Source organism: Enterobacter cloacae complex sp. IR5459, assembly GCF_049238005.1.
GTDB classification, from domain to species: domain Bacteria; phylum Pseudomonadota; class Gammaproteobacteria; order Enterobacterales; family Enterobacteriaceae; genus Enterobacter; species Enterobacter hormaechei_C.
This window is the reverse complement of the sequence record NZ_JBMKIG010000011.1, coordinates 41,447-65,802: the sequence shown is the minus strand read 5'-3', so window position 1 is coordinate 65,802 and position 24,356 is coordinate 41,447. Positions and strand designations below refer to the sequence as shown.

The following is a 24,356-nucleotide window of genomic DNA, read 5'->3' as shown; positions in this document are numbered from 1 at the left end:
CCGTTAGGCCCCTTTTTTAATTACTTGGCTTTCAATGTTTTTTCTGGGAAGCCTTTTTTACCGTATTCACCGGTAAAGAGGTAATAATCTTTTCCGTTGATGGAGGCTGCAACACCCCCTGGAGTTGTTGTATTTGGGCTATCAGAACGGAAAATGATACCCGAAAAATCAGCGCTTGTTTCGTTTCCTTTAAATGGGATGAACACATAACGAATTACAGCGTAATCACCAGCGGGAAGGTTTAGCTCAGGAATTTCGGTTCCTGTTGCGGGGCGAATCGCCTGAAAGCTGTACATTGAATCTGTAGGGAAAACATCAGCATCAGGCTTAGAGGGCAGATCACAGGTACTCCATTTATTGACGACTGCCATATCAATTTTACATGTGGCCAGAGCTGCTTTCTGTTTTTCAGGGTTGTATCCAAATGAGGCCTGAGTTGCTTTTGTATGCTCAAAAACATACTTAGCTCCCTCACGTACCAAACTTTCATCATTGTAAGGCAATTTTTTTGGATTGGGGACGAACACTAGGTATTGATTGACCTGGATGTATTCGGCGTCAGAAGAACTGTACAAAGAGCTGAGGCTCATGATCCCAAAACCTTTTAGACCGCCTGTTACGTAGCCCATCGAACTATTGATGAGATACTTAGAAAGAAAGTTGTCGGCATCCCCTCCAGGAGTAACCTCTTGCTCCTTAAAATTAACGTCGAAACCAGCAAACGAATAGGCATTCTTGGCGACAGAATCATTTGCATTAGCATGCCAGTACTGGCCGTGACTGTACGCATTCAGAGCGGTGCCTGGCGTAGTGCCGGTGTCACCGGCACAACCCGATAGGGAAAAACCAATGACGACAGAAGAGACCAGAGATACTAAACGTAAAAGTTTCATTTAAAGCCCTTTTTGTAATGTCTTTTGGAGATGGAACCATTATTCCATAGTCACGCGTTTCACAAACAACCTGATTGCATAAAAAAGGAAAAAAAGTGATTTACAGTAGAACCAGCAGTACACAAGAAAAGCGCTTTTATAAAAATGTATAATTATTAAAACGAAGTAATGAGGTTGAAATGGGTAAGCCAACAGAAGAGCAAAGACCTGTTATCGAGAATGCTAGCGCAAACAATATGGTGATAGCAGCGCCTGGATCAGGCAAATCGTTCACCATGATAGAAGCGGTTATATCGATTCTCAAAAAGTATCCATATGCAAGAATCGGGATGGTGACCTTTACTCGCGCTGCAACAAACGCACTTGCAGCAAAGTTACAAAAGCGATTGAGCAAGAAGGATCTTGACCGGGTGCTGGTGGATACTTTTCACGGACTCGTTAAGAAGCAACTGGACATGATTCGCTGGCCGGGAAAGATGTTGATAGGGCCAGCACAGAGATCTGTCATTCACCGGGCTTTGAAAGAATCCGGTGTAACGATGAAGTTTGCTGAAGCTGAATTCGTTATTGATGCTATCGGCAGAGAAATGGATACGGATGTGATTTCAGTTCGGCATAACAGACAACAGATCCATTTGTTTAATACCTATCAGGCGTTATGCCAGAAAGACCATGTGGCGGACCTCAATGCTCTTTCAAAATTTGTTGTCGGTCAAATGCATTCGGGAAAAATGCGCACGTTAGATTTGACACATTTGATAGTAGACGAAGTTCAGGATACTGACTCTATACAATTCTCATGGATAGCATTGCATACAAGAGCTGGAGTCTATACGAGTATAGTTGGAGACGATGATCAGGCCATCTACTCCTTCAGATCCTCAGGAGGAGTCAAAATATTTCAACAGTTTGAAAAACACTTCAGACCTAACATATTTTACTTAAACACATGCTTTAGGTGTGAACCTGAAATTTTAGAGGTGGCCGGAGCACTGATAGGAAAGAATGTTTACCGTTATGCCAAAGAGTTACGCTCGGCAAAAAAGGGAGGGGGAAAGGTCACTTTTCGTTCATATGTAGATATGGAGGAACAGATACAGGGTATTTTAAGCCTTATAAATCAGGATCCACATGGATGGGCAATTCTAAGCCGCAATAATGCTCACTTGGATGAGCTAGAAAGTTTGATCGAACAGCCAGTAATTCGTTACGGAGGTAAATCATTCTGGGATGAAAAAGAAACAAGCGATGTGTTAAGCCTTATGGCCTTTTTCCGACAATCAAATGATCCTCGCTTAATGAAGAGAGTATTGGCATTGTTTGGAGAACAGGAATCAGTTTTGGATGAAGTGGCATTGAGTATGAGAGGAAGAAAAGTTACTTTTGGCGACCTTGCCATCCCGGAGGACAGTTCTCTCGAAACAAAAACATTACATTCAAACTTCGTGCGCTTTACCCAGGAAAGTTCTGATAAAGTTGAGATAGCAAAACGTTTCGCCAACCTTACGAAATGGATGGAATCGTCGTCAATCAAGATGAGGAGTAATAAAGGTACAGCAACCTTAACAAAAATTGCTTTAGACACTTGTAAACAGTGGGCAGAAAAGACTGGTTGGATGAATATGATAAATCGTGCTGCTGCAATGTCATTAGGCCCTAGGAAGAAGGACGAGGAATACAGCCCAGAGAAAGTAGTCCTATCAACCTTGCATGGTTCAAAGGGTCTTGAGTGGAATAAAGTAATAATAATGAGTTGTAATGCGGATCAGATACCAAGTAAAAGATCAGTTGGGGAGGAGGCAATAGAAGAAGAAAGACGTTTGCTTTATGTTGGATTTACGCGTGCAGAAAAGCAACTTTTTGTAATGTGGTATGGTGATCCTTCTTTCTTTTTAAGAGAATGCAGTGAAGAAAAGATAAAAGAAGCAGCTAATATTCGAATTTCTCCACTTTATACAGAATAATTCGATATGGGCATTTACTTATGCTTAAAGCTATAGTATAAAAACAATGAGCTTAAATATCAGCTCCCAAATTTGAGTAACTTTGCTTAAAGTTACTTTCGCGTTAAGCGTTGATTTAGCCGTGAAAAGCGGCCAGCTTAAACAAGCTGTAAGACACCACCGGCAAAATGTCACCTTTGTCGCTGGTGCACTTCCCATGCCTGCAAAAGGCAATCTGAATTTACCAAACCGTAACTAATTTAGCTCCTCCTGGGGCTATTTTTGTTGCGTACTTCTAATGCCAGATAGTATAAATCAGGCGGTTCATAGCTTACGGGAGATGAATGACAGGCTTTGCCTTCGTGTTGAAACGAAAATTTGTTTCTTCCTTCTTACTATATATAGGTGACCCCAAATGTCTAAAAATAAAGCTCGCAGTAAAGCCCTTCATCAAACCTTTAGTGAAATTATTCCAGAGATGGATAAGGCGCTAAACAAACAGCTCTTAGAAGTTCTGATGAAATATACAGAACGTGATAATGAACTGATTGTTATTTTGAATGAGGACGGCCCAAATATCATTGAACTTAAGTCTCTTAAGCCTGTGTCTTTGTTGGCCGAAAAGCTTTCTGCTTATTCAAGCTATTATCATGTGGATGTTGTGGAGCTCGTGGTCAAGAAAATTGATTTCGAAGGAGCTTATAAGCTTCTTAAAGCTTCCCCAGATGTACCACTTTTTAAAAGCTTAACTGAACTGGATAAATATCTTGTTGAGGAGTTTGAAAAATACGGATTAAATTCATTTCTTGACGTGGATAATCTGGATTACTCACTTGAAAAAGCCAGTGAACTCAAAAATGAGCAGTTAATAAATTGGGTTTCGGACATCATTTGCAAACGTGAAAAATTAACTTTACGTAAGCGTTTTGATGTCGCAGTAAAGGCCCACTACGAAAATGTAGAAAAAATGTATGATACCATTCGTCCGTTAATGAAAAAACTGGGTTTCCCAGAAGATCTCATGACGCACACCTTTAGTGAGTTAAGCGTTTTTGAAACTAAAGGATGGGACCATGCAATAAAATCGAAAATTGAGACTCTCGCTAAGCGTGAAACTCAATATTTAGATGATGCGGCTAAAGCAGAGAATCGACGTCTTGTAACAGAGAAGTTGGAGAACTCTTTAGCGATTGCACCAACTAAACCAACAAGAAATTGGTTACATATTGCCGGAATTGCCTGTTTGGTAGTCTGCACGTTCATGTATGTAACTAATAAATTTATTTAATCCTGTTAAGGGGGAACCCTAACGGGGCTTCTCTTTGAACAAATCGAGGAGCGGAAAATGTCATATCTTGAATATATCAATGAAGTAAAAGTGTCCGGGATAGTTATCAGTGCTGTGGAGAAAAAAATGACTGACCAGAGTATAGGTTTGTTAATAAAGCTCAAAAATAGGATGAAGACAGAAGTTGATGGTGAAATCACTGAGAGAGAATTTTCAGTTCAAATCAAGGTGTCGCCTGAAATGTATTCAACCTGTTTCACTGGTATAAATCAGGGTGATGAGTTGATGGTCTCCGGTTATATTGTTGTCGATACTATTATGATTGAAGGGAGAGAACATCCTCTTGACTACATGAGAGTGGTAGCAACAAGTAAGTTGGCTCACATACCTAAACCTCTAAAAGGTTTTGGACAAAGTAGCTTTAATCAGATCTGACATTAAACCCACCCTAAAGGGGAGAAATCCCTTCATGGGATTTCTCCTTTTGGAGTCCCCATGAAACAAAAATTTAGGGCTACTGCAATAAGTAGTAATCAACTTAGTTTTTTTTCTATATTCGATATAGATGAAGATGAAATAACGCAAATAGTTGATTCACCCAAAGAGCATTTAAATGATGCATACACGTCCGGATTAAACTTTAAATCAGATGAAAGTAACATTTCTGAGATAAATTATGATTCTGAAAGGCGTGAAAATCACCTTTATGAAAAATCCAAATTACTTAAAAATCAGATTTTGCATACAATTAATTTTGCAGCAGAAACAGATTATCTATATTCGGTTGAAGAATATAACCCAGATTTGGGTGGTCTGGTAATAGAATGGACCCCTGAGGATGTGTATGTTGTTTTTCTATCCGCTATGGAAGAGTCTTTGGAAATCATTAAAGAACTAGTGTTGAGGAGAAAGTTATTCTTCAAAGATGACAATGGTAATATCACAGTGAATCCACTTTTAGAAGCTGAAACACGGTGGTATATGTCAAAATCATTTGAATACACTTGTTTATCTCATGGACTTGATGCATGTGAATTTAGAGCGGAATTAAAATCATGGCTCTATTATCATTCGCATCGTTCGATTAGTGAAAACACGAAATTAGCTGAATGCAGGAATGATGATGAAATCATTTTGCATGATTGCAATGACGATATGGGCTGGGACATCTTCTTTGATCAGGATTATTTAATGTCAGAAAAAAAACTGGCTGTTAAATGGACTGACAGGGAAATTATGGATGTTTACATAAAAGCTTTTAAATCCACATTAGAGTTGTTTGACGAGCTTGTTTCATGTGATCTGTTAACTAAACGAAACGCTTTTGGCAAGTTAGAAATAAATCCAATATTCGAAAATCATTTTGAATGGATCATGTCTGAAGCTTTTGAAATAGTGGGAAATCATCTTGGTTATAATGTGCCTCAAATCAGGAAACTGATGGCAACTATTTGCCAAATGAATCTCAAATAAAATGCCACTGGCAAACATCTGCCAGAGGGCGGTGTTTGCATTTTACCGGAGTTAAAAATGTCTAATGCCGCTATGAAGTTAAATGAAACATCTTCTGATGCTTATGAAAAATTAGAAGCTCTTCTTTCCCCGGATGTTATAAAGTTAAAACATTATGTGGATAAAGGTGAGTATCTTTTAGTTCTAGCAAAGGACCTTTTTGGTATTCCAGAAATGGATCCAAAGATGGCTGTGCCTGTTTTCAAAACTAAAACCTCGTATCGAGCTCCGCTGAACAAAGACTACATACCAAATCCCCGAATACTTGAACAAGTGGTTAAACTGCTTATCAGTCCGGATATAGATTTAAGTGTGTGTCTTAAAGGTGAGTCCGGTTCTGGCAAGACTGAAATGGTAATGTACATTAGCCACATGATGAATTGGCCGCTGACAATTAAGCAGATCAACAGCAATATTCGAGTTGATGAGCTTGAAGGTGAGCGCAGTCTTAATGGTGGTAATACAGGTTTTGTACACAGCGATTTGGTAACGGGATTTCGTAATGGTCACCTCATTCTTCTGGATGAAGTGGACAAAATCGATCCTGATACGGCAGCAAAACTTCACATGCCCATTGAACGTAAGCCCTGGTCACTCAGTGCTAATGGTGGTGAGGTTATAACTGCTAATGGCTACACGCGATTTATTGGTACTGCAAACACAAACATGAGTGGAGGCGCTCGCCGGTTCGTTTCTTCTCAACGTCAAGATGCAGCTTTTATAAAGCGGTTCTTGATAGTTGAAATGGAGAAGCCCGACAAAGTTGCTTTAACCAATGTGCTTACTAAACGATATAGCTCTTTGCCTTTTCAGGTCATTGAGAAGTTCGTAAGAGTAGCGATTGCAGTAAATGACTCTGGTACAGAAGACAGTGTGATGGATATTCGTCAATTAGTAGCTTGGGTTGGCACGTCGATGACGTTAAAAACCTTTAGTCTTCTTGACACTTTCAAAATAGCTTTTGCTTCTGCTTTACCTTTACATGTGGTCGATCTTGTTCTTCAAGCTATAGATCTTTCTCTTGGCGAAGACAAGGATAAATCGCTGGAGTATTTCACAGCAAAAAAGTCGAGTTAGATGGGATTTGTTATGAAACCTCTGATATTTGTATCTCAGAGTTATCCCATCTTGAATTTAGTGCGTTTTTAAGTACGGATGGTGCTGCTACCATTGCTATAGCAAAAAACGGAACTAATTTTACTGGACTTATGCAACTGAATAACGACTATTCTTTATTGTTTTATCATGATGGTAAAATAAATATGGAAGGTCTAATTAAAGAAATGGAATTAAAAGGTTATATGTATCAGGGAGCAATGGGCAATGATGATGTTGCCGCTGAGTTTCCCGGTATTCTTTTAATTGCACCAGAGAAGCTTTAATATCAACCCTATCGGGAAATCTTTCCCGTTGGGGAGGGTTTCCCCTTTTTTTTGGAGAAACCCATGACTTTAAATACTTCAATGCTTAACAAAGTATCTGCAAAACAAATCTCTGAGAATTTTGCAAAATCATATCCAGATTTACTGGAAGGTGCAGTTATAACAAAAATTGAAATAAGTGGCTGTCAAGGATCGCGTCGAACCGATAAAATCGATTTGTCTTATGATGGAGATGATATTACGGATCAAAAAAGCGTATCTAAAAGCGAAGTACGTTGGATTGACATAAAAGCCCTTAGCTTCAAAAGTACGATTACCAGCAGAATATCAACCCTTTGCTCACGCTTGTGCATCCGCTATAGCAATATGTGGATTTTACCAGTTTCCAGTATGGAAGAGTTTCTGGAAGGGGCCCAAGAGATTGAACGAGAGTTTCAGGCAGGTATTCAAAACGTTGTAGACAATTATGAGATGCATATTGAGGCTGAAAAAAATAGAAGCCCAAGAATGTCTTCTTTGATTGATCAGTTGAAATTAACTAAAGATGATTTCATAAAATCCTTTAGATTTAATATTGCTCACTTTATTCCTTTTACGCCTATTAGCGTTGAAGGTGATGAAACCCAGGACTACTATCAGGAACAATTGATAACAGATCTGGCAGAAGAAGCAATGAGGGTTTATGAAAAAATTAGTAAAAATAATAATTTGCGCTCAAGTACTATTGACCGACTGAAGCAAATGCAAAATAAGATCATTAGCTTCATGTTTATACATAAAGAGGCGGCAGTACTTGCAGAAGCTATAAAACACATAATGAATAATTTACCTAAAGGTGCCATTTCTGAACCTCGCGACGTTGCGGTGTTACAGCAGTGGTTTTATTTCATGAGTGATGCTTCAATGTTAAAGCGTATTATTTCAGGAGAGCAAAAGGTTACTGACTGGTTGGAATCTATTACCAGATCATTTAATCAAAGCTCACAAACAGAACCGAACGCGCTACAGAACACAGGTATTGAAGCTATTTTAGATTCAACAAATGTGTTTCAGGTTGAACCTGTCGTAGAGAACGATATAAAAAACAGCACGTTTTCAAAGACTGATTCTGTAGCTGAACCTGAGAAATCAGTTTCGCAACAGGAAGACAATGCTGAAAATGGTTTTGATATCGAGCTCAAAGGCTGGTAACTGTTTGCTTTATTAAAAACCCCAGATGGGTACTTCACCATCTGGGTGAGTACCCCTTTTTTATAAAGAGGTATTCTATGAAATTAGATCTTAAATCATCGCCGCGCCATATTAAGCGTTTACAGAATATAGCAAAAGTCATTAGCGGCTTAGGCGATGTAAGAGTTGTAATAGACGACAATACCAAAGGACCGTATTTTGATCCTGTCAATAAAGTTTGTGTTTTACCAAACGGCGATTATAGCAATGATGACTTTGTCAGTCTGATTGAAGGTTTTACCTGTCATGAAGCTGGTCATGGTCGCTATACCGTCAGTGAGGTTTACAGTGACGCCTTTAATAGTGTTCTCATGTCATCTGAAGGGTTTACACGCTTCGATGACGGAATGAATGCAGAGTTTGAGAGCCTCGCTGAGAAACGTAAAGCTTATAGCAGGGCAAAACGTCTTACCGGGCTTATAAATCTGTTCGATGATGTACAGATGGAAGAGAAGGTTGGTAACGATTATCCGGATGCAAAGCGGCGGCTTGCAGCCACTTACGCACTGATGGTTAAAGCCGGAAGGATGACTCCTGATATATCTTCTCGTCCGGAAAATCCTGTCCTATTTATTGAGTGGTATCTGCTTAACTCATTGCGAGTAAAAGTCCTTCAGCAGGTAGGTCACAAAGAAACCCTCGATCCGTTTTTTGACTATGCCCAAAAGATACTTTCTCCAGTAATTTCTGATGTTGAGGAAATTTTTCATGATGCTCTTGGTTGTGAAAATACTCAGGGCTGTGAATCCCTTGCTCGTAAGACCCTGGCTCTTTTAGAGAGACTGCGGGATGAGGCAAAGGAACAACAGCAGCAGACAGAGCAGGAGGAGCAGGAGGCATATGATGAATCCGAGACCGATACCGATACCGAATCAGAAGATAAATCGCTTACGTCGACTGATAGTCGTGAGGATGATTCTGAGGACGATAGTGAAGGTCAGGCAGATACTTCCGATAACGCTGATCTTGCTCAAGAGGGATGTTCTGAGCCTTCAGAACTTGCTGAAGATAACGAGGGAAATAATGAACCCACCGGTGGCAATCCCACGGGTGATAACATTATTGAAGACGATACTGATGCGATTAACCCTTCCGAGAGTGAATCAGATGAAGCCAGTTCGACTAACGTTGAAGATGAAAGTAACTTTTCATCGGCTCAATGGGAGATACTGGCAGATTTGTTGGATGCCTTTCTTAGCAGTGATGAGGATAGCGAAGATTATCACGATGCTTTGGCTAAAGAGATTGAAGGTATTGCATCAAAAGTATCCGATGACGTGAAAGCCGAATTCGGTGCTTCTGAATGGGATATCCCTGATCTCCTTATCGATTTGAATGTTTACAATGAGGCTTTGTCTCTGAGTCATTCAATCGGTAGCGACTTGTCTGTTTTACAGCAGGTTAAAATGCGTGGCCGAAACAAAACTCATGAGCGTGGAATTACCTTCGATGGAAATCGATTAATTCTGTCACAAATGGGAGTTCGTGATGTCTTCAGAGCTCAAAGCGAATCTAAAAATAGAGGGCATGTTGGCCTCGTATTAGTTCGTGATATTTCAGCGTCAATGGCTAATGATGAAAGATATATTCATGCCATTAAGTCAGATCTTGCTTTATCGATGGCCGCTGAAAGTTTGTCAAAAATGCATGTCTCCAATATAGTTTTTCCCTTCAAGGAAAGTGAATTTGAGATTATCAAAACGTTTGATCAAAGCGTTGAGGAATCTCTATCGAAATTCACTCTTGGATGTAAGGGTTATTATACCCCTACGGGATCTGCTTTAATGGCAGCTGTTGATCTGTTACTTGACAGCCAATTCGATAGGAAAATAATTTTTCTTATAACTGATGGTTATCCGAATAAATCGGAATTTACTATCGTCGAAGTTATGGAAAAGGCTAAATGTAATGGAATAGAAATCGTTGGTGTTGGTATTAAGACTGATGAAATAATTGGTTTTGAAACGGACACTTTCGTAACAGTTGATGATACTTCTTTATTGTCTATTGAAGTCAGTAAGCTAGTTCATCAAATACTTTCTTAATAAACTCTACCCAATCGGGGCAAAAAGGCCCCGGTGGGTCTTTTTGCTCCATGAAGGAATAAGGAGCAAAATATGACTCAGATAAAAACTTACCGTGTAGAACATGAAAAAGTCGGTGCGATGCATAAAGTCCGTATTTTCGGACGTGTTGGTGAAGTTATAAGCAATGATAGCCCTCAGGAAAGAATCTTCCGCGAAGTCACTATAGCGGAGGGTAATAGCCAGCAGGCTGCGTTACTTGTAGATAACTACATACAGCGTCTTGAGAATAATGGCTTCACGACTGAAGCATAAATGTTGAGGGCCCCCGGGCCCTCTTTCTTAAATTCTGCGTTGTGGGTTTCTCCCTGTCTTCTGCACCGCAGAAGGCATTGAGAAACTCACAATGCCAGATAAGAGAGATCATCATGACTTATGCATCCCCGGCTCTTCGTCGTAAACCACAGGAAGTATCTGAACACTTTATTAAACTCGTTCATGCTCGAATTGCTGAAGTGTCTGGCTGGAAGTATATATTCGAAAGAATACCTGCTTTCAAAGACGCTTGTGCAAAAGCCCCGAGCCAGGTTCCTTGCCCGTTTACTGGCGCAGGGAAATCGAAGTTTCGTTTCCGACAAAAAGACCTTTATACCGGATGTGCGATCCATAATGACTTTCCGGTAAATGAGTTTTGCGACGGAATTGATGTTCTGGCGAAATATTATGAATTAAGTAAAACGCAGACTTGCAAAAAGATTCTCTCAGATTTTTTCGGGATGGATCTGCATGCTCCGTTAACTGACGCCGACATTGAAAATGAACGACGCTATAAATCAGCAGTTCGTGCCACAGAAACTCTTGACCGAGAGGAAGTGGCAAAGCGAATGCGAAAACTTGATGTGATGTATCACTATACCGGTGAAATAAAGCCTAATACTCCTGTTGCTTTGTACCTCCGTAATCGTGGGATCTCCCGCTTACTGAGTCACTTACCAAAGGATTTAGGCTTTAATAACCGGATCTACTATTGGGATAAAGATAAGCAGAAATCGATTATCTATCCGGGAATGATTGCAATCTATCGTGACACCCGAGGTCGGCCTCTGACTATCCATAGAACATACGTAGACAAAAACGGTGATAAGGCACCTGTAGAAAATCCAAAGCTGATGATGAAGCCTCCTGCCGATATGACAGGTGGCTCAATTCAGTTGTTTGACCCTCACTATGATTCAGGTAGTTCGACCTGGACACTGGGAGTGGCTGAAGGGATCGAGAATGCGCTTTCTGTTGTAGAAGCGACTTCAACACCATGCTGGGCAGCCAGCTCCGCATGGTGCCTTGAAAACGTTACTGTTCCTGATTTTTTACTGCCTCCGCCGGATGTAAAATATATAAACTTTTATATCTGGGCGGATAAGGATATTGCTAACTCACAAGGCACTCGTGCCGGTATCGAAGCTGCTCAGCGACTTCAAAGCCGCATGGTTGAGTTTTTGGCTAAACGATATCCCGCATCAAAGCTGACAATTGAAGTCTTCGAACCAGCACAAGATATTCCTGATGGGAAAAAGGGTATCGACTGGAACGATGTTCTCCAGTTAACAGGGCAGGATGGATTCCCGATTCACTGGGCTCCTGAATGTCTTAATCAGCTGTAACAACGATAACTCCCCCGCATTTTGCGGGGGGGGTTATCTTATCAATATTATTTTTTAAATTGTATTGATAAGATAACCGCTTTCCTTCGTGATAATTACCTGCCTTTAAGGTCTTTTCACGGCTGAGATGCTTGCTCAGTTAAATAAATGTGCGGTACTACTGGCTATGGTCGGTTGTATGACATGGTTATTCCATAAACTATTAAAACCCATAACGGGAGTATTACCGTTATGGTGATGCTCGTCGTTTTACATCGGAGAGCATTTTAATGAATTTTCAAACTAACGAAGTTTTTAATAAATTTGCTGCTGTTATAAAATCGCGCATCGTCAATGAACCATCGTCATGCTATTTGCTGCATGATAATGAGATAGATATAACGATTTTGAAACATGGCATATTAGAAAATGACAGAAACCTGTTGTACGTAGTTCGTCCTTCAGGAACGTGTTTGTTGCGTTGTGACAAATATTTCTATCCGAAATATTATCTTCGTTGCCGTGGAGATTATAAGTCATTCATATATGTCCATCTTGATCTACATAGTGGTGAAGCTAAAGAAATCACATGGGAGCAAGCAGACGATATGCTGTCTAGTCCAGGAAAACCCCCATTAAAAGGAAATCTTGGACGATTTGAGTATATAAAAGTTGTGGTTGAGGACCTTCGTATTCGAGGTTACGCTGATTATCTTCCTGCGTATAATCTTGATGACCTTCGCCGTTTTGCCTTACAGGACGACCGCCCATCCCTTGTCAGATACATTGACAATGTAATGGCAACGGTCTGATTGGTTGCTAATTGATTTACATATTTTCCCTGATGGCCAACCTGCATCAGGGAGGCCTCAATAACGACTGGAGGCTGTATGAAGTTAGCTACGGACCTGGTAAAAGCTATTTTGATTAGAAATGGTGTTGAACCAGTAAATATAAGCGAATCATCTAAATTATCTTTGAAACAACCACTGACAGAACTTAAATTCAGTTTATATTTGCGAACTGAGCATTTATCTCACTTCCTACCCGGTTATGTTTATTCTATAAAAGAATGTCCACTGTCATATGACATCGGGATCGAAATTCAGAAAATCTTCGAAAGTTTACATTTGTTAAACGAAGAATTTGAATCCCTCGGTTTTGTTTCTGTATGGATAGAAATGCATCAAAGCATTTTTGAACAAAGTCGGTTTAAGAAAAGTAACTTTACTTTTCGGGAGGAAGAGGTCGAGCTTGCTAAAGGGCTTGTTTGTTCTCACAATTCACAAATAAGTAATGCGGCTTATTTCTGGCTTCAGCACTTTGAGGAGTTTATGATTTATGTTCGTAATAAGCTTATCGACCTCTTTCGAGAGGCCTATGACCTGATCCTTGGAATGCAGCAAGTATTTTTCATTCGGGAAAAGGAAGAGCTGTTGAAAACTATAAGTTATGGGGATGACCTGTATGAGGTGAAATTAATGGCGGCTGAGCTTTACTCTATCGAACAGAACTTAAAGTGTTCTGAATCGATAAGTACAAAATCTCAAGCTTCGGCATATATTAACCGCATCCGTGAGTTTGTGCGTTCGGGGTGGAGGCAGGGCTATATAGTCTGCCATCATAAGCGAAGTAATCAAATCTCATCATTGTCATTACCGATGTACTTGAAAGATACGTCAGGCCGAAGTGCTCGAAAGCGAGTAAAACGTCTTATATCTTCTACAGTTTGTGGTAGAAATAAAGATTTAGGTCTTACAGATTTTTAATTAAATTATACCCATGTGGGGATCACACCCCATATGGGAGTGATCCCTTTTTTATTGAGAGAGGATCACATGAAAATTATCGAAAAAATCATTAATGCCTTTTTGGTTGTTCAACATAAAAAAATACAGGTTAAAAACATTACATTTTTAGACAATGGGCAGGGCATGTTCTCTGGTATGTCTTTTGATGCTGATGTTTCACTGGAGTTTATGTATGAATCAGCAAAAGCATATAGTTCTTGTTTCTGTGATATTCCCTTTCCAGGTTTTGAAGATGCAAATCTGGAGGAAATTACGAAATTTCAATTAGATGCTTTGAAGCAAAGAAAGAATCATTCTTTCATTGTTAACCATTTGAGGTTTCCTATAGTTTTAAGGGAAGGGTGCAAAATCGAAAGAGGAGAAGTCTATTCAATTTCGAATTGCACTTATAATAAAGAAAGATTGCAGTATCTTTTTTCTCAGGATATTTACGGTAAGTTGTATAATTCCTTAGAGAAAGAATTAAGCTCGTTTTTCTCATTTATCAATGTTGAGGTGCACGAGTTGTTAAAAGATGCTGTATGCTTTGCATTAAAAATCCTGAATAAGATATCTTTGGATACACCTGAAAGACTTATTAAAGCTTTTAATTATCGTGACTGGTATTGTAGTTACGATGTTGAGCTTTTTAGGAAAGGCTTACCTGGTCATATTCTGGAAGAGCTCATTGCTCCAGATATCTTACTTTCAGACCTTAACGGTTGTAGAAAAATACTTAGAAATGCAAAACGATTTCTAAATGGACATACAAAAACCAATTGTGTTTATATTAAATATGAATGGTGGTTGGGGCCTGTGGATACCTCACACTCAGCTAAGTTGATGTCTGACAAAGAAATTAATAACCGAAGTGACTTGAAGAATTTTTCAAAGGTCTTTTTCAAAGAGTGTTTAAGTTCTGGTAAGTCGGAATATGAAAACCATCTTAGTGAAAAAGAACATGCGCTTCGCTACAATTATTAATTAAAATTATTTTCTCCCATAGGGATTTCTCCCTTTGGGAGAAATCCCTCTATTAAGAGGGTATTTAAATGAATGCGATACAAAAGTTAGTTGAATCTATTCTTGTTAAAATGGGTTTTGTTGGCGCTGTAGTGGAAAATATATATTTGGATTCAAAACCATTTCGGCATATTCGATTTGTGGCTGATATTCCAGTAATATCTTTTCTACCTCATTTGGTGAAATATCTTAAGGGCGCAGACCATCTTTACTGTGGTAACGATGATTTGCATCCTCTTTTCATTTATTTTTCCGAAGCGGCTACATTAAAAGCAGGCCCTGTAAATCTCGCGAACTTTCGTTTTGAAGTTTCTATAGCTTCAACTCATTTACGACTGGTCTCAGAGCAGCCTGATTTGCTTATCAAAGGATTTAACCGGGATAATCTAGAATACGTTTATTACCGCTCAGATTTGGCCTCTAAGGATCTTATACTAGGCCTTGTTGAACACGGTTCTCCTTTCATAAAACATCTACATGGACTTATACAAAAGCGAATTTTAAACGAGTTCTCTCTGATTTTTTCTGTTCTTGAAAAGATTTTAGAAAGCGCGAAGCCACAAATTCTTGCTTGCTTCCATAGTGTTGATTATGAAATGAACGTAAAAATAATAGCCGAAGCTATACCTGAAACTGTATCTAATCAGATAGTCACATCTGATTATATAGTTAATTCTATATCAGATGCGGACAAGTTTATAAATCATGTTCGTCGCTATTTAGCAGGCAGGGTAATGAAGAGGCGGATATACGCTGAATTAGATGTTTGTGAAGAAACATCAAATATTTCACTAGTGAACTTAGGATGCTTTACGTCTCCTCTGCTCGTTACGGAATATCAAATGTTTAAGCCACACTCTTCAGGGTTATATCGAAAAGCTATAAACAACTCCTTAAAACAGTTCAAACCAGAAATGCATGTACCTTCTGAAGAACTCTTTTATAATTAATCTAACCCATCCGGGAACTTGCTTCCCGGTGGGAAGCACTTCCTTTTTAGTCATGAGGTAGTGTAAATGTTTAAAGAATCTGACCACGTGGAATTTGTTAGTGCCTTTCTTTATCAAAATTTAGGCCTTAATGTTCCCGCTGACGATATAACCGTTCAATTATCTGATACTTCGTTCGACAAAGTAACCTTTGATTACGATGTAGATATCGATAATTTAAATTGTATGTTGGATCTCTACATATCTGAACTAATAAAGCACAACGCATCTTACTCCGATTCTATTCTTTTGAAACAAAAAATAATTTATTTTCTTGGAGTATTTAAGAATTTCGGATTTTTTACGTTTGATATTCGCGGATATAGTAATACTTTAAGCCCAGTTAAAGTTATTGATATTGTTTCAATGATTATTAATGACTGTGAAGAGTTATCTAAAGCTAATTCTTCTACTGATGCTATAAGAAATCTTTATCTCGATAAAATGAAGGTGGATGGGAAAGTGTTAGTTGCGAAATTTGCACTTAAACAGTTTTTTCATTCCGACTTTGGTGACTTTATCTCATTTGTCGAGAAAAGAATTACAGATTGTCTTAATGAAACTTTAAGGATTATCAAAGCTGTTGAACATGGCTTTGTACGTGTTGGGCAGCATAAGATTAATCGCCGTATTAATGATGACTTAAAGTTATGCATTGATTTCAATACTGATGATTATCCGGCAAATATGCCAGATATATATATTAAGTTTAACGATACATTTGATGGGAACGGGGCGTTATATTGTGACAATGATGCCCTCATATCCCTCTATACCGATGTTGCTTCAATTATCAATGTGCCGGTGATGATGGAAGTAAGATTGATCAATAAAAGAGGGCGTGTTGTCTGTGATTCTTCGCATTCAACTTACGTATCTCTCGAAAGTAATGACCGATACAGAGTAACTGATCGCACATTACTAATAACTGAAGCTTTTGACGATTTTCGTAACGCGTCTCAATGATCCTTTTGCTTCAGTCCAAAAAAGTAACTTTGGTTGGCTGAAGACACTTGTCTATGACAATGTAAAATCTGTCGCTGGCATCTTCTTTTAGCTTAACCAAACTTTTATCTAACCCAGTGGGGAAGTCGCTTCCCTTCTGGGGCACTTCCTCTCAAATTTGAGGTAGTGTATATGACACATTCATCTGATGATAAAAACTATGTCCGAGCAGTTCTGAGCTATCTTGGCATAGATTTTGATGAGGCGGATATAGTATTAAGTGTTTGCCATTGTCAAAGTGACGAGCTTTCTTTTACCTGTAATATCAAAGCTATTGAACTCAAGAATGCTGTTGATTTATATGTCGATAGTATCTCTGAGAATGAAATAGAAGCTTTAAACAGAGAATCTTTAAAATCTCGACTCTGTTACTTTCTTGAGGTGTTTGACGCAGTCTCTGGTCAGTACCTTGAGATTTCAGGAAAACACTTTGCAACTAGCCGTTTTGAATATGATGATGTTTGTAGTGAAGTTCTTAGCATGTCTAATGATGTTTCTCAGTCGAAAGGTTATGACCGGGATGAATATAACAGACTGATGCAGGTTGATGGTCAGGTTATGATTGCCCGTTTTGCTTTGCAACAGTTCTGGGATACTCATTTTATTGGACTAATAACATTTGTATCTGAGTCTATAACATCGAGCCTCTATAAAGCTTATGAAACTTTTAGTGATATAAGTTTGGCTTGCTATAAACTGAGTGAATATTCTTATTCACGCTCTATCAACAGTGAATTGACCCTTAATATTTCACTTAAAGAAAATGACTTCTGTGAGGACCTATCTGATTGCTATATGGAAGATGAGGCTTTACCTTCTGGTAGGGTAATTTCTCGACGCAACAATGACTCCATAATAAGTATTTATGAGAGCTATGCTGCGGCTTCTTATATTCCGATGATTGCATCTTTGGAAGTCGTTGATGAATACGGCGAAGTGGTTACTGACCTCTGCCATACCGTTTATGTTTCAGAGTTAACCGGTGGGCGGATTAAAATCCACGACCGTAATGACTTAGTATCTGAAGTTTTCGATAACCTAAGAAATTTAAATCTTGCAGTTGGAGATTCAGTTTCACAAGCTGCTTGATTCTTTCCCTGATTTTGATTTTTTCTCACATACTCTTATGGCACGGTTTCCGTGCCTTTTTTTTGCCTCGCTTACAAGCGTCTACTCCTCTTCTACCTATCCCACCTTACATCACCACTTAAAATCTATCTTTCTAATTCCATTATCCTTTTCGTAGCCTCTAATGCTCTGGTATGAACATACTCTTTAAACTCAAAAAAGTGCTATTAACGAAAAAAAATCCCTAAAGAGATTTGTATACTGTTCTCAACCAAGGAGAGCTCATGAATGAACTAAAATCCAAAAACGAGAACAGTACCAAAAGCAACTTTCCCCCGGTTGATAATCAGTTTTGCTTTTACCATGTTGATTTCAGCATAGAACGACTACTTTCAACGGCCGAGGATCTCCAGCTTGAGTACATCTTCCAGAAACCTGGAAGTGAAGTAAGAAAGGATTTGGTTGAGCGATTCGAACGTGGAGAGCGCTTTGTTACAGCTTCACACTGTGACAATTTCTGTGAAATCCTTGGTTGTCAAGGCCATCAGGAAAATGCATAAACCCATAAACCTACATTTCCACTTTTAAGGATGTTCACTAAAGAATGATTGGAGAAAGTATTTTTGACTGGGTAATTTACGGAATATCCATTTTGATATTTGCCTCAGCACTAATTGAAGGAAAGACAACTCGCTACCCAGCACTTTTTTTCTATGGGAGTTTAATTTTAATGTTAATCCTGATAGTTGCTGGAGGCCTTAACTGGTGGTTCTACAGGTCAAAATATGGCGCAGTAATCGTTATCTTCACAGTGGTCTCTTTACTGATGACTCGATTCCGCCTGGTCATATATAAATTAAGATTAAGAAAGTTAGTTTCAGAAATCAGATTTCGTATAAAAACGGGTTTTCGTATAATTCTTGTTTTGTCGGATAATGAGGATGAGCGTAATGTTCTGCTGTCTATGCTTAGCAACGTATTGCCAGAGCAAACGCTTATTCACACGCGTGATGCTCTCGGACCTCATTCAGAGCCTATCCTAAAAGCTCTTGAGCTACATCATCAACAGGGAACAGGTTACATACTCGTCTGTGAACAACAAATCTCAGCGCGTACGTGGTTGAGTATCGTAGAAAATGGGAAACCTGATACATCTATAGCTGTTAATTTTCATTCGATCCCAGAAATGGAGTGATTTTTCAATGAGTAGAACCGTTTCACAAAGTGTCACAGAAGATTGTCTTTTTGATACCCGCACACAAGTCAGATTACAACTAAGTCGAAGCGTTCATAAAACGCTGGCATCTGCTAAAGAAATTTTACAGGGAAGGGGGGTTGATTCGGTCTCTATTGAAGATCTTGTTCGAGCCTGTCTTGAAGAGAACCAGCCAATTGATCTAGCCTCACTTTACCTTGAAAATCTCTTAAAACAGAAAGGTACCAGCATTTGCGATTTTTAGTGTTTTCAAACCTATTAGATAAAATGCCGGTTGTGTTTATATAACATCAATAATTTCATGCAACAGGTAAAACATGAGTACTCAAAAGCAACTTTCCAGAACTACCGGCACTGAACGTATGTTTAAGGAAGAGCTGGCGTTATCCTTAATTTGTTGGGTTTTCACCAGTCCTTTTACCAACTGGACCGATAAAGTCTTCAGTGGTATTGAAGTTCCGTCTGAAGGACCGTCATCATTACGGGGTGAGACAGAAAAATTCTTTCGTTTTGTCGTTAATGAAGAAGGCTACGACGCAGGAAGGGCTGCTATTGGTCTTGACCTATGTTGTTTTTCACTTCCGTTGTGTTTGTTCCCGGACGCTGCCCTGTCTGAGGAAGAGGTTATGAGTAAGTTAACCGGAGAAGTTATCCATGGAATTCTTCTTTCCTTACCTGAGTTTATTGATATGCCAGAAGTGCTCGCTTACCAGGTCAGGGATGAAATTCTTGCTTTTAACACTCGCTGTGGAGACGGGATCTTTCATGGTTGGAACACGGCTTCAGAATTGTGGAAGTTTGAAATCTTTCCCCGCACCACCATCATGATGCAGCATACTTCGGCAATACATTAAAATTAGGCGGGGCAGAATGCATAAAAAACTTTTTCTTCTCGAATGGAAACCCTGTCAGAGCCGCGTATGGGCCGGTTGGATGGCCCTGTGGTTGACTATCAGTTTTCTGATGTTATCTGCCTTGCTTATGACAGATCATCTCCTGAACAAAGTCATCCTGCCGCCAACATGGTTGTTGATCTGGTTTTCGCCAATGCTGGGGTTTTTGATAAAAGTTCGCGTCGTCGAAACTCAACATTTCCTGGAGCATGACCTCTGTGTTGCAGGTTTCTCTTTTTACCGCTGGAAGAGGTTAGTTTCTCCCGGGCTTTGGTCAGTTGACTGTATAAATGGTCGTTTTCGCCTCAATCGGATCACCCAGGTGGGTAAGACTATCCACTATCCATGGCGTCTCCATTATCATCCTTTGTTCATGAGCCCTATCGAACATAAATCGCATGCTGTGAAAGCTGTTTCAAAATGACTTCTTTAGAGGTTTACATGACATTTATGTTCTGCAAGGTCAGCCTGGGCAGCAAAATTGATTGGAAATAACATGAGCCTGGAGAAACGTATGAGTTATGACGATTTGCCCTATTTTCGTGACCAGATTCTGGAACGCATCGACTCGCTCAAGTGTTTTCTTTCGAACACCCCCCCGATGATGGCAAACCTGATGACTGTCTCCACCGTATCTAGAACAGAAGAGCGCTTGAAGCAGGTTAAACCCATCAGGGTTAGTATTAAAGACGATGCTTCGGTTGAGGAAATTATTCAGGCACTTACTGACATCTGTGTGGATGACATAGAGTCATTAAGTCATGATTCCACCAAAGTAACCACTAAATACCCGGGTCTAATCATTGTCCCCGAAAGAGCAGATCTTCTCGAAAGCTTGATCACTTCTATAAACGAAGCAAAAAATGATTTTGCTGCGGCAATGAGGCGTATCGATAATAAAAAGAATGTCCGTTTTGATAAAGTGCACAAGAAGCTCCCGGGCCTTGTCGCTATGCACTCAACAAGAAATATCCTTTTCATCAAGTCCCAGCTTAAAAAAGTTACTTTTTCATGGCGGCTAAACCGAAACCAGGAAGTTAAAACAGCAGAGCAACTTGTGAGTTTGTTGGAGCGCAGGAGAGCCTCAGAAGTAAAAAATGTAGCAACTACCAATTTGAATGTCGTGTCTAATATCGATAAGGCTTTACACCGTCTTGAATTTCACCCACTGAAGCAGGGCGAATCTTATCGCCTTTGTCGAACTAACTCTTTCCCTGTTCCGATTGCTCACATTTTTGCATTTAGGCCTGAAGGGCAGGAACGAAACGGGAATAAATATGCTGAGACTGATTATTCAGTAGTAAAAGCATCCTTGCCCATTTTCGCAGCAGGCAACATACCTCAATTAAAAACGCTCTCTGACTGGGCTCCTGAAAACAGCCAGGGTCCGTCCAACCAACGGAAGCTGAGCCTGAAATATACAGAACTCGTGCCGGGGGCTGAGCTGGGCATTTTCATTGTCAGCCCCGAAAATTAAGGAACAACAATGCAATGGATTTCCACAGCCAGCCAGAAAATCGATGAGCGTCTCTATCGTGTCTGCGTCTGGGTAAAAAAATATCACGCTGATGCGATTAACCGCGTTGTGCTAACCGTTGATCTAAGTAAAGCCCGACATGACCCTGACGAGGACCAGGTAAGAGCAGAGCTGCTGTGCGGCCATTATTTTTTGCTTCGTAAGGAAAACGCTTCGAACTCTGCGCCTGACGATCAAAAGTTTGCTTTCCTGCCTGACGGGCGCAATCTGTGTTGGCAGACCGCAACCCCGGTGCTTCAGCATCTCCTACTCAATAAAAACGTTCCTGAGTCGCTGAGGTTGCTTACGGACTACATACATATGCGTCTGGCCAGGCTGACAATGGTACCTATGTCCGGAACCATCATGAACGAGGCTCTGCTGGACAGCATCAGCTGGGTTAAGGTGGATTTGACCTACTTCTGGCAGTACGAACAGCTCAGCTCTCATCTGGGACCCATCCAGATAACCCACAAGGCACTTGTACGCTTCGGGCACCTGGCAAAGAATGATGAAAACTCCAGTGCCATAAGAATTCTGCGTCAGCGTCTGTCTTCAGAATTCTTACAAGAATTTCAGATGGCTGAGGATGAGCTAAAGCGCAAACAGTCGTTGATGGGCACCATGGACGTGAAAATGCTGTTTCATGCTCATTACCCCAGCCAGAAGATGCTGGTGGCTCGATATAAAAATGGTTGGGTAATGGTGGATTGTTTTCTGTTTCACCATACCAAACCTAAGAAAAAAGCAAAAAACAAAACTACTGTGGCTAAGCCTCAACTTAAACAGACTAAAAGAGAAGGGAGTGAAAATGGAACTGGGCATTATGGTGTGCATCGTGTTGTTACTCTCAGTGGCGGCGGCGTGGATCAGTAATAAGACAGTTGATTTGCTCGAAAGATTCTATTTCAAGCGTCCGCTGAGCATGGAGTACGCGGCATGGCTACGTGTAATGTGTGCAGGCTTGTTATTAGTTTTTATTCAGGTTGCTCCCCAATTTACACTCCTGTATACCCTTAAACTTGTCACGCTTATTAATCTTGGAATCCAGACAATGAAATTAAATGGCGTGTACAAATATAAAAGGACGGGAATTTTGCCTCCGGGAGGGGCACTCTCTAATCTCACCAGACTTAACCCGTTCAAGAAAAAATAAAGTTATGCGCCCGTGAGGGCGCTATTCATCAAAGGCATTTCGCATAAGCTTGATCATGGCTTTTTTACCAGCTTCAATATTGCGAATGTAGCGCATAACCATTTCTTCATTCGACCAGTTCCCCATTTCCATAATCTGTGGTAGCGAGTAACCTTCAATATCCAGCTGTATCGCACCGCCTACACGAACGCTGTGCCCTGTCCAGTAACGGGTTTTAGTCTCATTTGGATAAAGCTCATTCCACATTTCTTTAAATGCCCGTAAAAGGGAATTTTTGCTGAGCATACCGGCATCGTCCACAGTGTCTTCCTCATCTTCATCGTTCAGAAGACTTTGTTTAGCACGGTAGGGCAGGTTATGCCGTTTAAGAAGCTCAGATAGCTCATTCCCTTTACTCCGAAGCTTCCAGCCGGGTGGCATATAGCCTGTATCATGGAAATTTACGGCCTGGAAAAGGTATTCATCCGGATGACTGTGCTGATCCATTTTCACAAGGTTCATCAATCTCAAGAGGCAGTTAGTTAACTGACGTGTCAGCCGGTAGGTAAGAAGTGTACTGATGTTCGTTTTTGTACGGTATACCGTCAGGTTAAATTCACCGGTCATACTATCCAGAGACAGATCTTTCAGACGTATACGGCGAATTTCGGATGAACGGAGCAGTGTTTCAAAGCCTGTCCAGATCAGGCACAGGTCACGAAGCTTACGAACTGAGTTTGTAGTACTGCGTAACTTTATCAGAGCCTTGAGATCGCCAATAAGAAAGGGAGTTGCCTGTTTAGTCGTCTTTCGCTTCCGGGCTTCCGATTGTTTTAAGGCTTCCAGCATGTACCATGCTTCAGACGTAATAATCCCGGGCAGGTTAAGCCCTTTTTTATGGATACTGTTTAAGGCCTGAAGACAGCTGTTTATGCTGCTTCGTGACAATTTGCCTTCAAGATGCCCCATAAACGCCAGCAGAGCTTCCTCAGACACGGGGAGCGAACTTACTGGCCAGTCTGTATGCAACCGGGCATTCGCCTGATACCATTCGTTCCATACTCGTAGCCAGTGCAGATAGGTTTTAGCTGTGTTGTATCTCAGATGGGAAAAGTAACGGATCAAGCGTGAAAGCTGTTTATCATGGTTGCCGAACGTTTCCAGCTGCTGATGCAATTCGCTTTCCGAAAACTGTCTGATCACTGATTGATTCTTCATCCTGCTCACCGGGATACACTGGTTTTATTTACAGTCATTTTAGCACTCATGTACCTGGTTATGAACAGGGTGGAAACAACGAAAAAGGTTGTGAAATCGTTAGGCTTAAGTGAAAAATGATATTAAGATTATCCCTGGCCAGTTGAGGCCTGTCTAAAGAAGGTTGATTATGTCTGACACAAAGCAGTCTTATTTAATGAAATTCCGTAAGTGTAGTTCGTTCGAAACGCTCGAAAAAGTATTTGAAAGGTTATGTGAAAAAAACTCGGGTGTCGCCTCTCTTGAAATTTCTGGTGCTTATGATCATCGTAAAGCTGAACTGACAATGAAAAAGTTATATGACAAAGTTCCTGCGAGTGTGTGGACCTTTGTTCGCGAGTAATTATTGATATTGGCACAACAAAAAGACTGTGTCTGGATTTGAAAATAGTTTATGCCCCTTTCGGGGCTAAAGGCACTGTAATAGCCTGTCTTTTTAACTTTCTTATTAAGTTCGGAGAAAGACTTTAATCATAAGCCAAGCCCACTGCTAAATACATCCGATATTCTCCTTAATTTTAGAAGTTGTGATAAAAGTTACTTTACCTAAAC

Annotated in this window: 27 protein-coding genes; 25 read left to right on the top strand and 2 right to left on the bottom strand. The window is 40.1% G+C overall.

From position 1 onward, the window contains the following. Positions 1-20: 20 nt before the first annotated feature. Positions 21-893, bottom strand: a complete 873-nt coding sequence (locus tag ACOTX4_RS20270; RefSeq protein ID WP_000771834.1) for a hypothetical protein — start codon at positions 891-893, stop codon at positions 21-23. 179 nt (positions 894-1,072) lie between these two features. On the opposite strand from ACOTX4_RS20270, the gene trhI reads away from it, so the two are divergent. The 24 genes from trhI (at position 1,073) to ACOTX4_RS20150 (ending at position 22,568) form a co-directional block, all read left to right on the top strand. Further along, positions 1,073-2,857 (top strand): IncHI-type conjugal transfer helicase TrhI, encoded by a 1,785-nt coding sequence (gene trhI, locus ACOTX4_RS20265; RefSeq protein ID WP_000517885.1) that lies wholly within the window; start codon positions 1,073-1,075, stop codon positions 2,855-2,857. Between the two features lie 394 nt (positions 2,858-3,251). Next, positions 3,252-4,124, top strand: coding sequence for a hypothetical protein (locus ACOTX4_RS20260; protein WP_000041927.1), 873 nt, complete (start codon positions 3,252-3,254; stop codon positions 4,122-4,124). A 57-nt stretch (positions 4,125-4,181) separates the two neighbouring features. Next, positions 4,182-4,559 (top strand): hypothetical protein, encoded by a 378-nt coding sequence (locus tag ACOTX4_RS20255; protein ID WP_000120822.1) that lies wholly within the window; start codon positions 4,182-4,184, stop codon positions 4,557-4,559. Positions 4,560-4,619: 60 nt separating this feature from the next. Next, positions 4,620-5,597, top strand: a complete 978-nt coding sequence (locus ACOTX4_RS20250; protein WP_000810361.1) for a hypothetical protein — start codon at positions 4,620-4,622, stop codon at positions 5,595-5,597. Between the two features lie 57 nt (positions 5,598-5,654). After that, positions 5,655-6,713 (top strand): ATP-binding protein, encoded by a 1,059-nt coding sequence (locus ACOTX4_RS20245; RefSeq protein ID WP_000063335.1) that lies wholly within the window; start codon positions 5,655-5,657, stop codon positions 6,711-6,713. A gap of 131 nt (positions 6,714-6,844) precedes the next feature. Next, on the top strand, positions 6,845-7,018 hold the full coding sequence (locus ACOTX4_RS20240; protein ID WP_001176645.1) for a hypothetical protein: 174 nt from the start codon (positions 6,845-6,847) through the stop codon (positions 7,016-7,018). Between the two features lie 63 nt (positions 7,019-7,081). After that, a complete protein-coding gene (locus tag ACOTX4_RS20235; protein ID WP_001447808.1) occupies positions 7,082-8,209 on the top strand; it encodes a DUF3150 domain-containing protein in 1,128 nt (375 codons plus the stop codon). Positions 8,210-8,286: 77 nt separating this feature from the next. Beyond that, complete coding sequence (locus ACOTX4_RS20230) at positions 8,287-10,293, top strand: VWA domain-containing protein (RefSeq protein ID WP_421635418.1); 2,007 nt, start codon at positions 8,287-8,289, stop codon at positions 10,291-10,293. A 72-nt stretch (positions 10,294-10,365) separates the two neighbouring features. After that, the gene (locus tag ACOTX4_RS20225) at positions 10,366-10,587 is read left to right on the top strand and encodes a hypothetical protein (RefSeq protein ID WP_000192120.1); all 222 of its coding nucleotides are present in this window, start codon (positions 10,366-10,368) and stop codon (positions 10,585-10,587) included. Between the two features lie 113 nt (positions 10,588-10,700). Continuing rightward, entirely contained in the window at positions 10,701-11,933 is a 1,233-nt protein-coding gene (locus ACOTX4_RS20220) for a DUF7146 domain-containing protein (RefSeq protein WP_000220379.1), read from the top strand. Positions 11,934-12,202: 269 nt separating this feature from the next. After that, positions 12,203-12,724 (top strand): hypothetical protein, encoded by a 522-nt coding sequence (locus ACOTX4_RS20215; protein ID WP_001011130.1) that lies wholly within the window; start codon positions 12,203-12,205, stop codon positions 12,722-12,724. Positions 12,725-12,802: 78 nt separating this feature from the next. Further along, positions 12,803-13,681, top strand: coding sequence for a hypothetical protein (locus ACOTX4_RS20210; protein WP_000762003.1), 879 nt, complete (start codon positions 12,803-12,805; stop codon positions 13,679-13,681). 69 nt (positions 13,682-13,750) lie between these two features. Then, a complete protein-coding gene (locus tag ACOTX4_RS20205) occupies positions 13,751-14,686 on the top strand; it encodes a hypothetical protein (protein ID WP_000691119.1) in 936 nt (311 codons plus the stop codon). Between the two features lie 68 nt (positions 14,687-14,754). After that, entirely contained in the window at positions 14,755-15,675 is a 921-nt protein-coding gene (locus tag ACOTX4_RS20200; protein WP_000991697.1) for a hypothetical protein, read from the top strand. A 66-nt stretch (positions 15,676-15,741) separates the two neighbouring features. Beyond that, the gene (locus tag ACOTX4_RS20195) at positions 15,742-16,680 is read left to right on the top strand and encodes a hypothetical protein (RefSeq protein WP_000472041.1); all 939 of its coding nucleotides are present in this window, start codon (positions 15,742-15,744) and stop codon (positions 16,678-16,680) included. Between the two features lie 171 nt (positions 16,681-16,851). Beyond that, complete coding sequence (locus tag ACOTX4_RS20190) at positions 16,852-17,808, top strand: hypothetical protein (protein ID WP_000149830.1); 957 nt, start codon at positions 16,852-16,854, stop codon at positions 17,806-17,808. A 263-nt stretch (positions 17,809-18,071) separates the two neighbouring features. Then, positions 18,072-18,347: a hypothetical protein gene (locus ACOTX4_RS20185; RefSeq protein ID WP_001004201.1), complete on the top strand. Its 276-nt coding sequence runs from the start codon at positions 18,072-18,074 to the stop codon at positions 18,345-18,347. A 44-nt stretch (positions 18,348-18,391) separates the two neighbouring features. Continuing rightward, entirely contained in the window at positions 18,392-18,982 is a 591-nt protein-coding gene (locus tag ACOTX4_RS20180; RefSeq protein ID WP_000578891.1) for a hypothetical protein, read from the top strand. 7 nt (positions 18,983-18,989) lie between these two features. Further along, the gene (locus ACOTX4_RS20175) at positions 18,990-19,247 is read left to right on the top strand and encodes a hypothetical protein (RefSeq protein WP_001371933.1); all 258 of its coding nucleotides are present in this window, start codon (positions 18,990-18,992) and stop codon (positions 19,245-19,247) included. A gap of 73 nt (positions 19,248-19,320) precedes the next feature. After that, on the top strand, positions 19,321-19,857 hold the full coding sequence (locus ACOTX4_RS20170; RefSeq protein ID WP_000107167.1) for a hypothetical protein: 537 nt from the start codon (positions 19,321-19,323) through the stop codon (positions 19,855-19,857). A gap of 16 nt (positions 19,858-19,873) precedes the next feature. Beyond that, on the top strand, positions 19,874-20,320 hold the full coding sequence (locus ACOTX4_RS20165; protein ID WP_000549069.1) for a hypothetical protein: 447 nt from the start codon (positions 19,874-19,876) through the stop codon (positions 20,318-20,320). Positions 20,321-20,410: 90 nt separating this feature from the next. Next, positions 20,411-21,373 carry a DNA replication terminus site-binding protein gene (locus ACOTX4_RS20160; protein ID WP_000119428.1) on the top strand — a complete coding sequence of 321 codons (963 nt, stop codon included), beginning with the start codon at positions 20,411-20,413 and terminating at the stop codon, positions 21,371-21,373. A gap of 9 nt (positions 21,374-21,382) precedes the next feature. Then, positions 21,383-22,288 (top strand): hypothetical protein, encoded by a 906-nt coding sequence (locus ACOTX4_RS20155; protein ID WP_001198595.1) that lies wholly within the window; start codon positions 21,383-21,385, stop codon positions 22,286-22,288. Continuing rightward, positions 22,224-22,568, top strand: a complete 345-nt coding sequence (locus tag ACOTX4_RS20150) for a hypothetical protein (protein WP_001805195.1) — start codon at positions 22,224-22,226, stop codon at positions 22,566-22,568. Before ACOTX4_RS20155 ends, ACOTX4_RS20150 begins: the two co-directional genes overlap by 65 nt. Before the next feature lie 21 nt (positions 22,569-22,589). Here ACOTX4_RS20150 and ACOTX4_RS20145 read toward each other — a convergent pair whose 3' ends face one another. Next, entirely contained in the window at positions 22,590-23,765 is a 1,176-nt protein-coding gene (locus tag ACOTX4_RS20145) for a tyrosine-type recombinase/integrase (protein WP_000795949.1), read from the bottom strand. A 169-nt stretch (positions 23,766-23,934) separates the two neighbouring features. On the opposite strand from ACOTX4_RS20145, the gene ACOTX4_RS20140 reads away from it, so the two are divergent. After that, a complete protein-coding gene (locus tag ACOTX4_RS20140; protein WP_001285422.1) occupies positions 23,935-24,147 on the top strand; it encodes an Hha/YmoA family nucleoid-associated regulatory protein in 213 nt (70 codons plus the stop codon). The last annotated feature ends 209 nt before the right edge of the window (positions 24,148-24,356 follow it).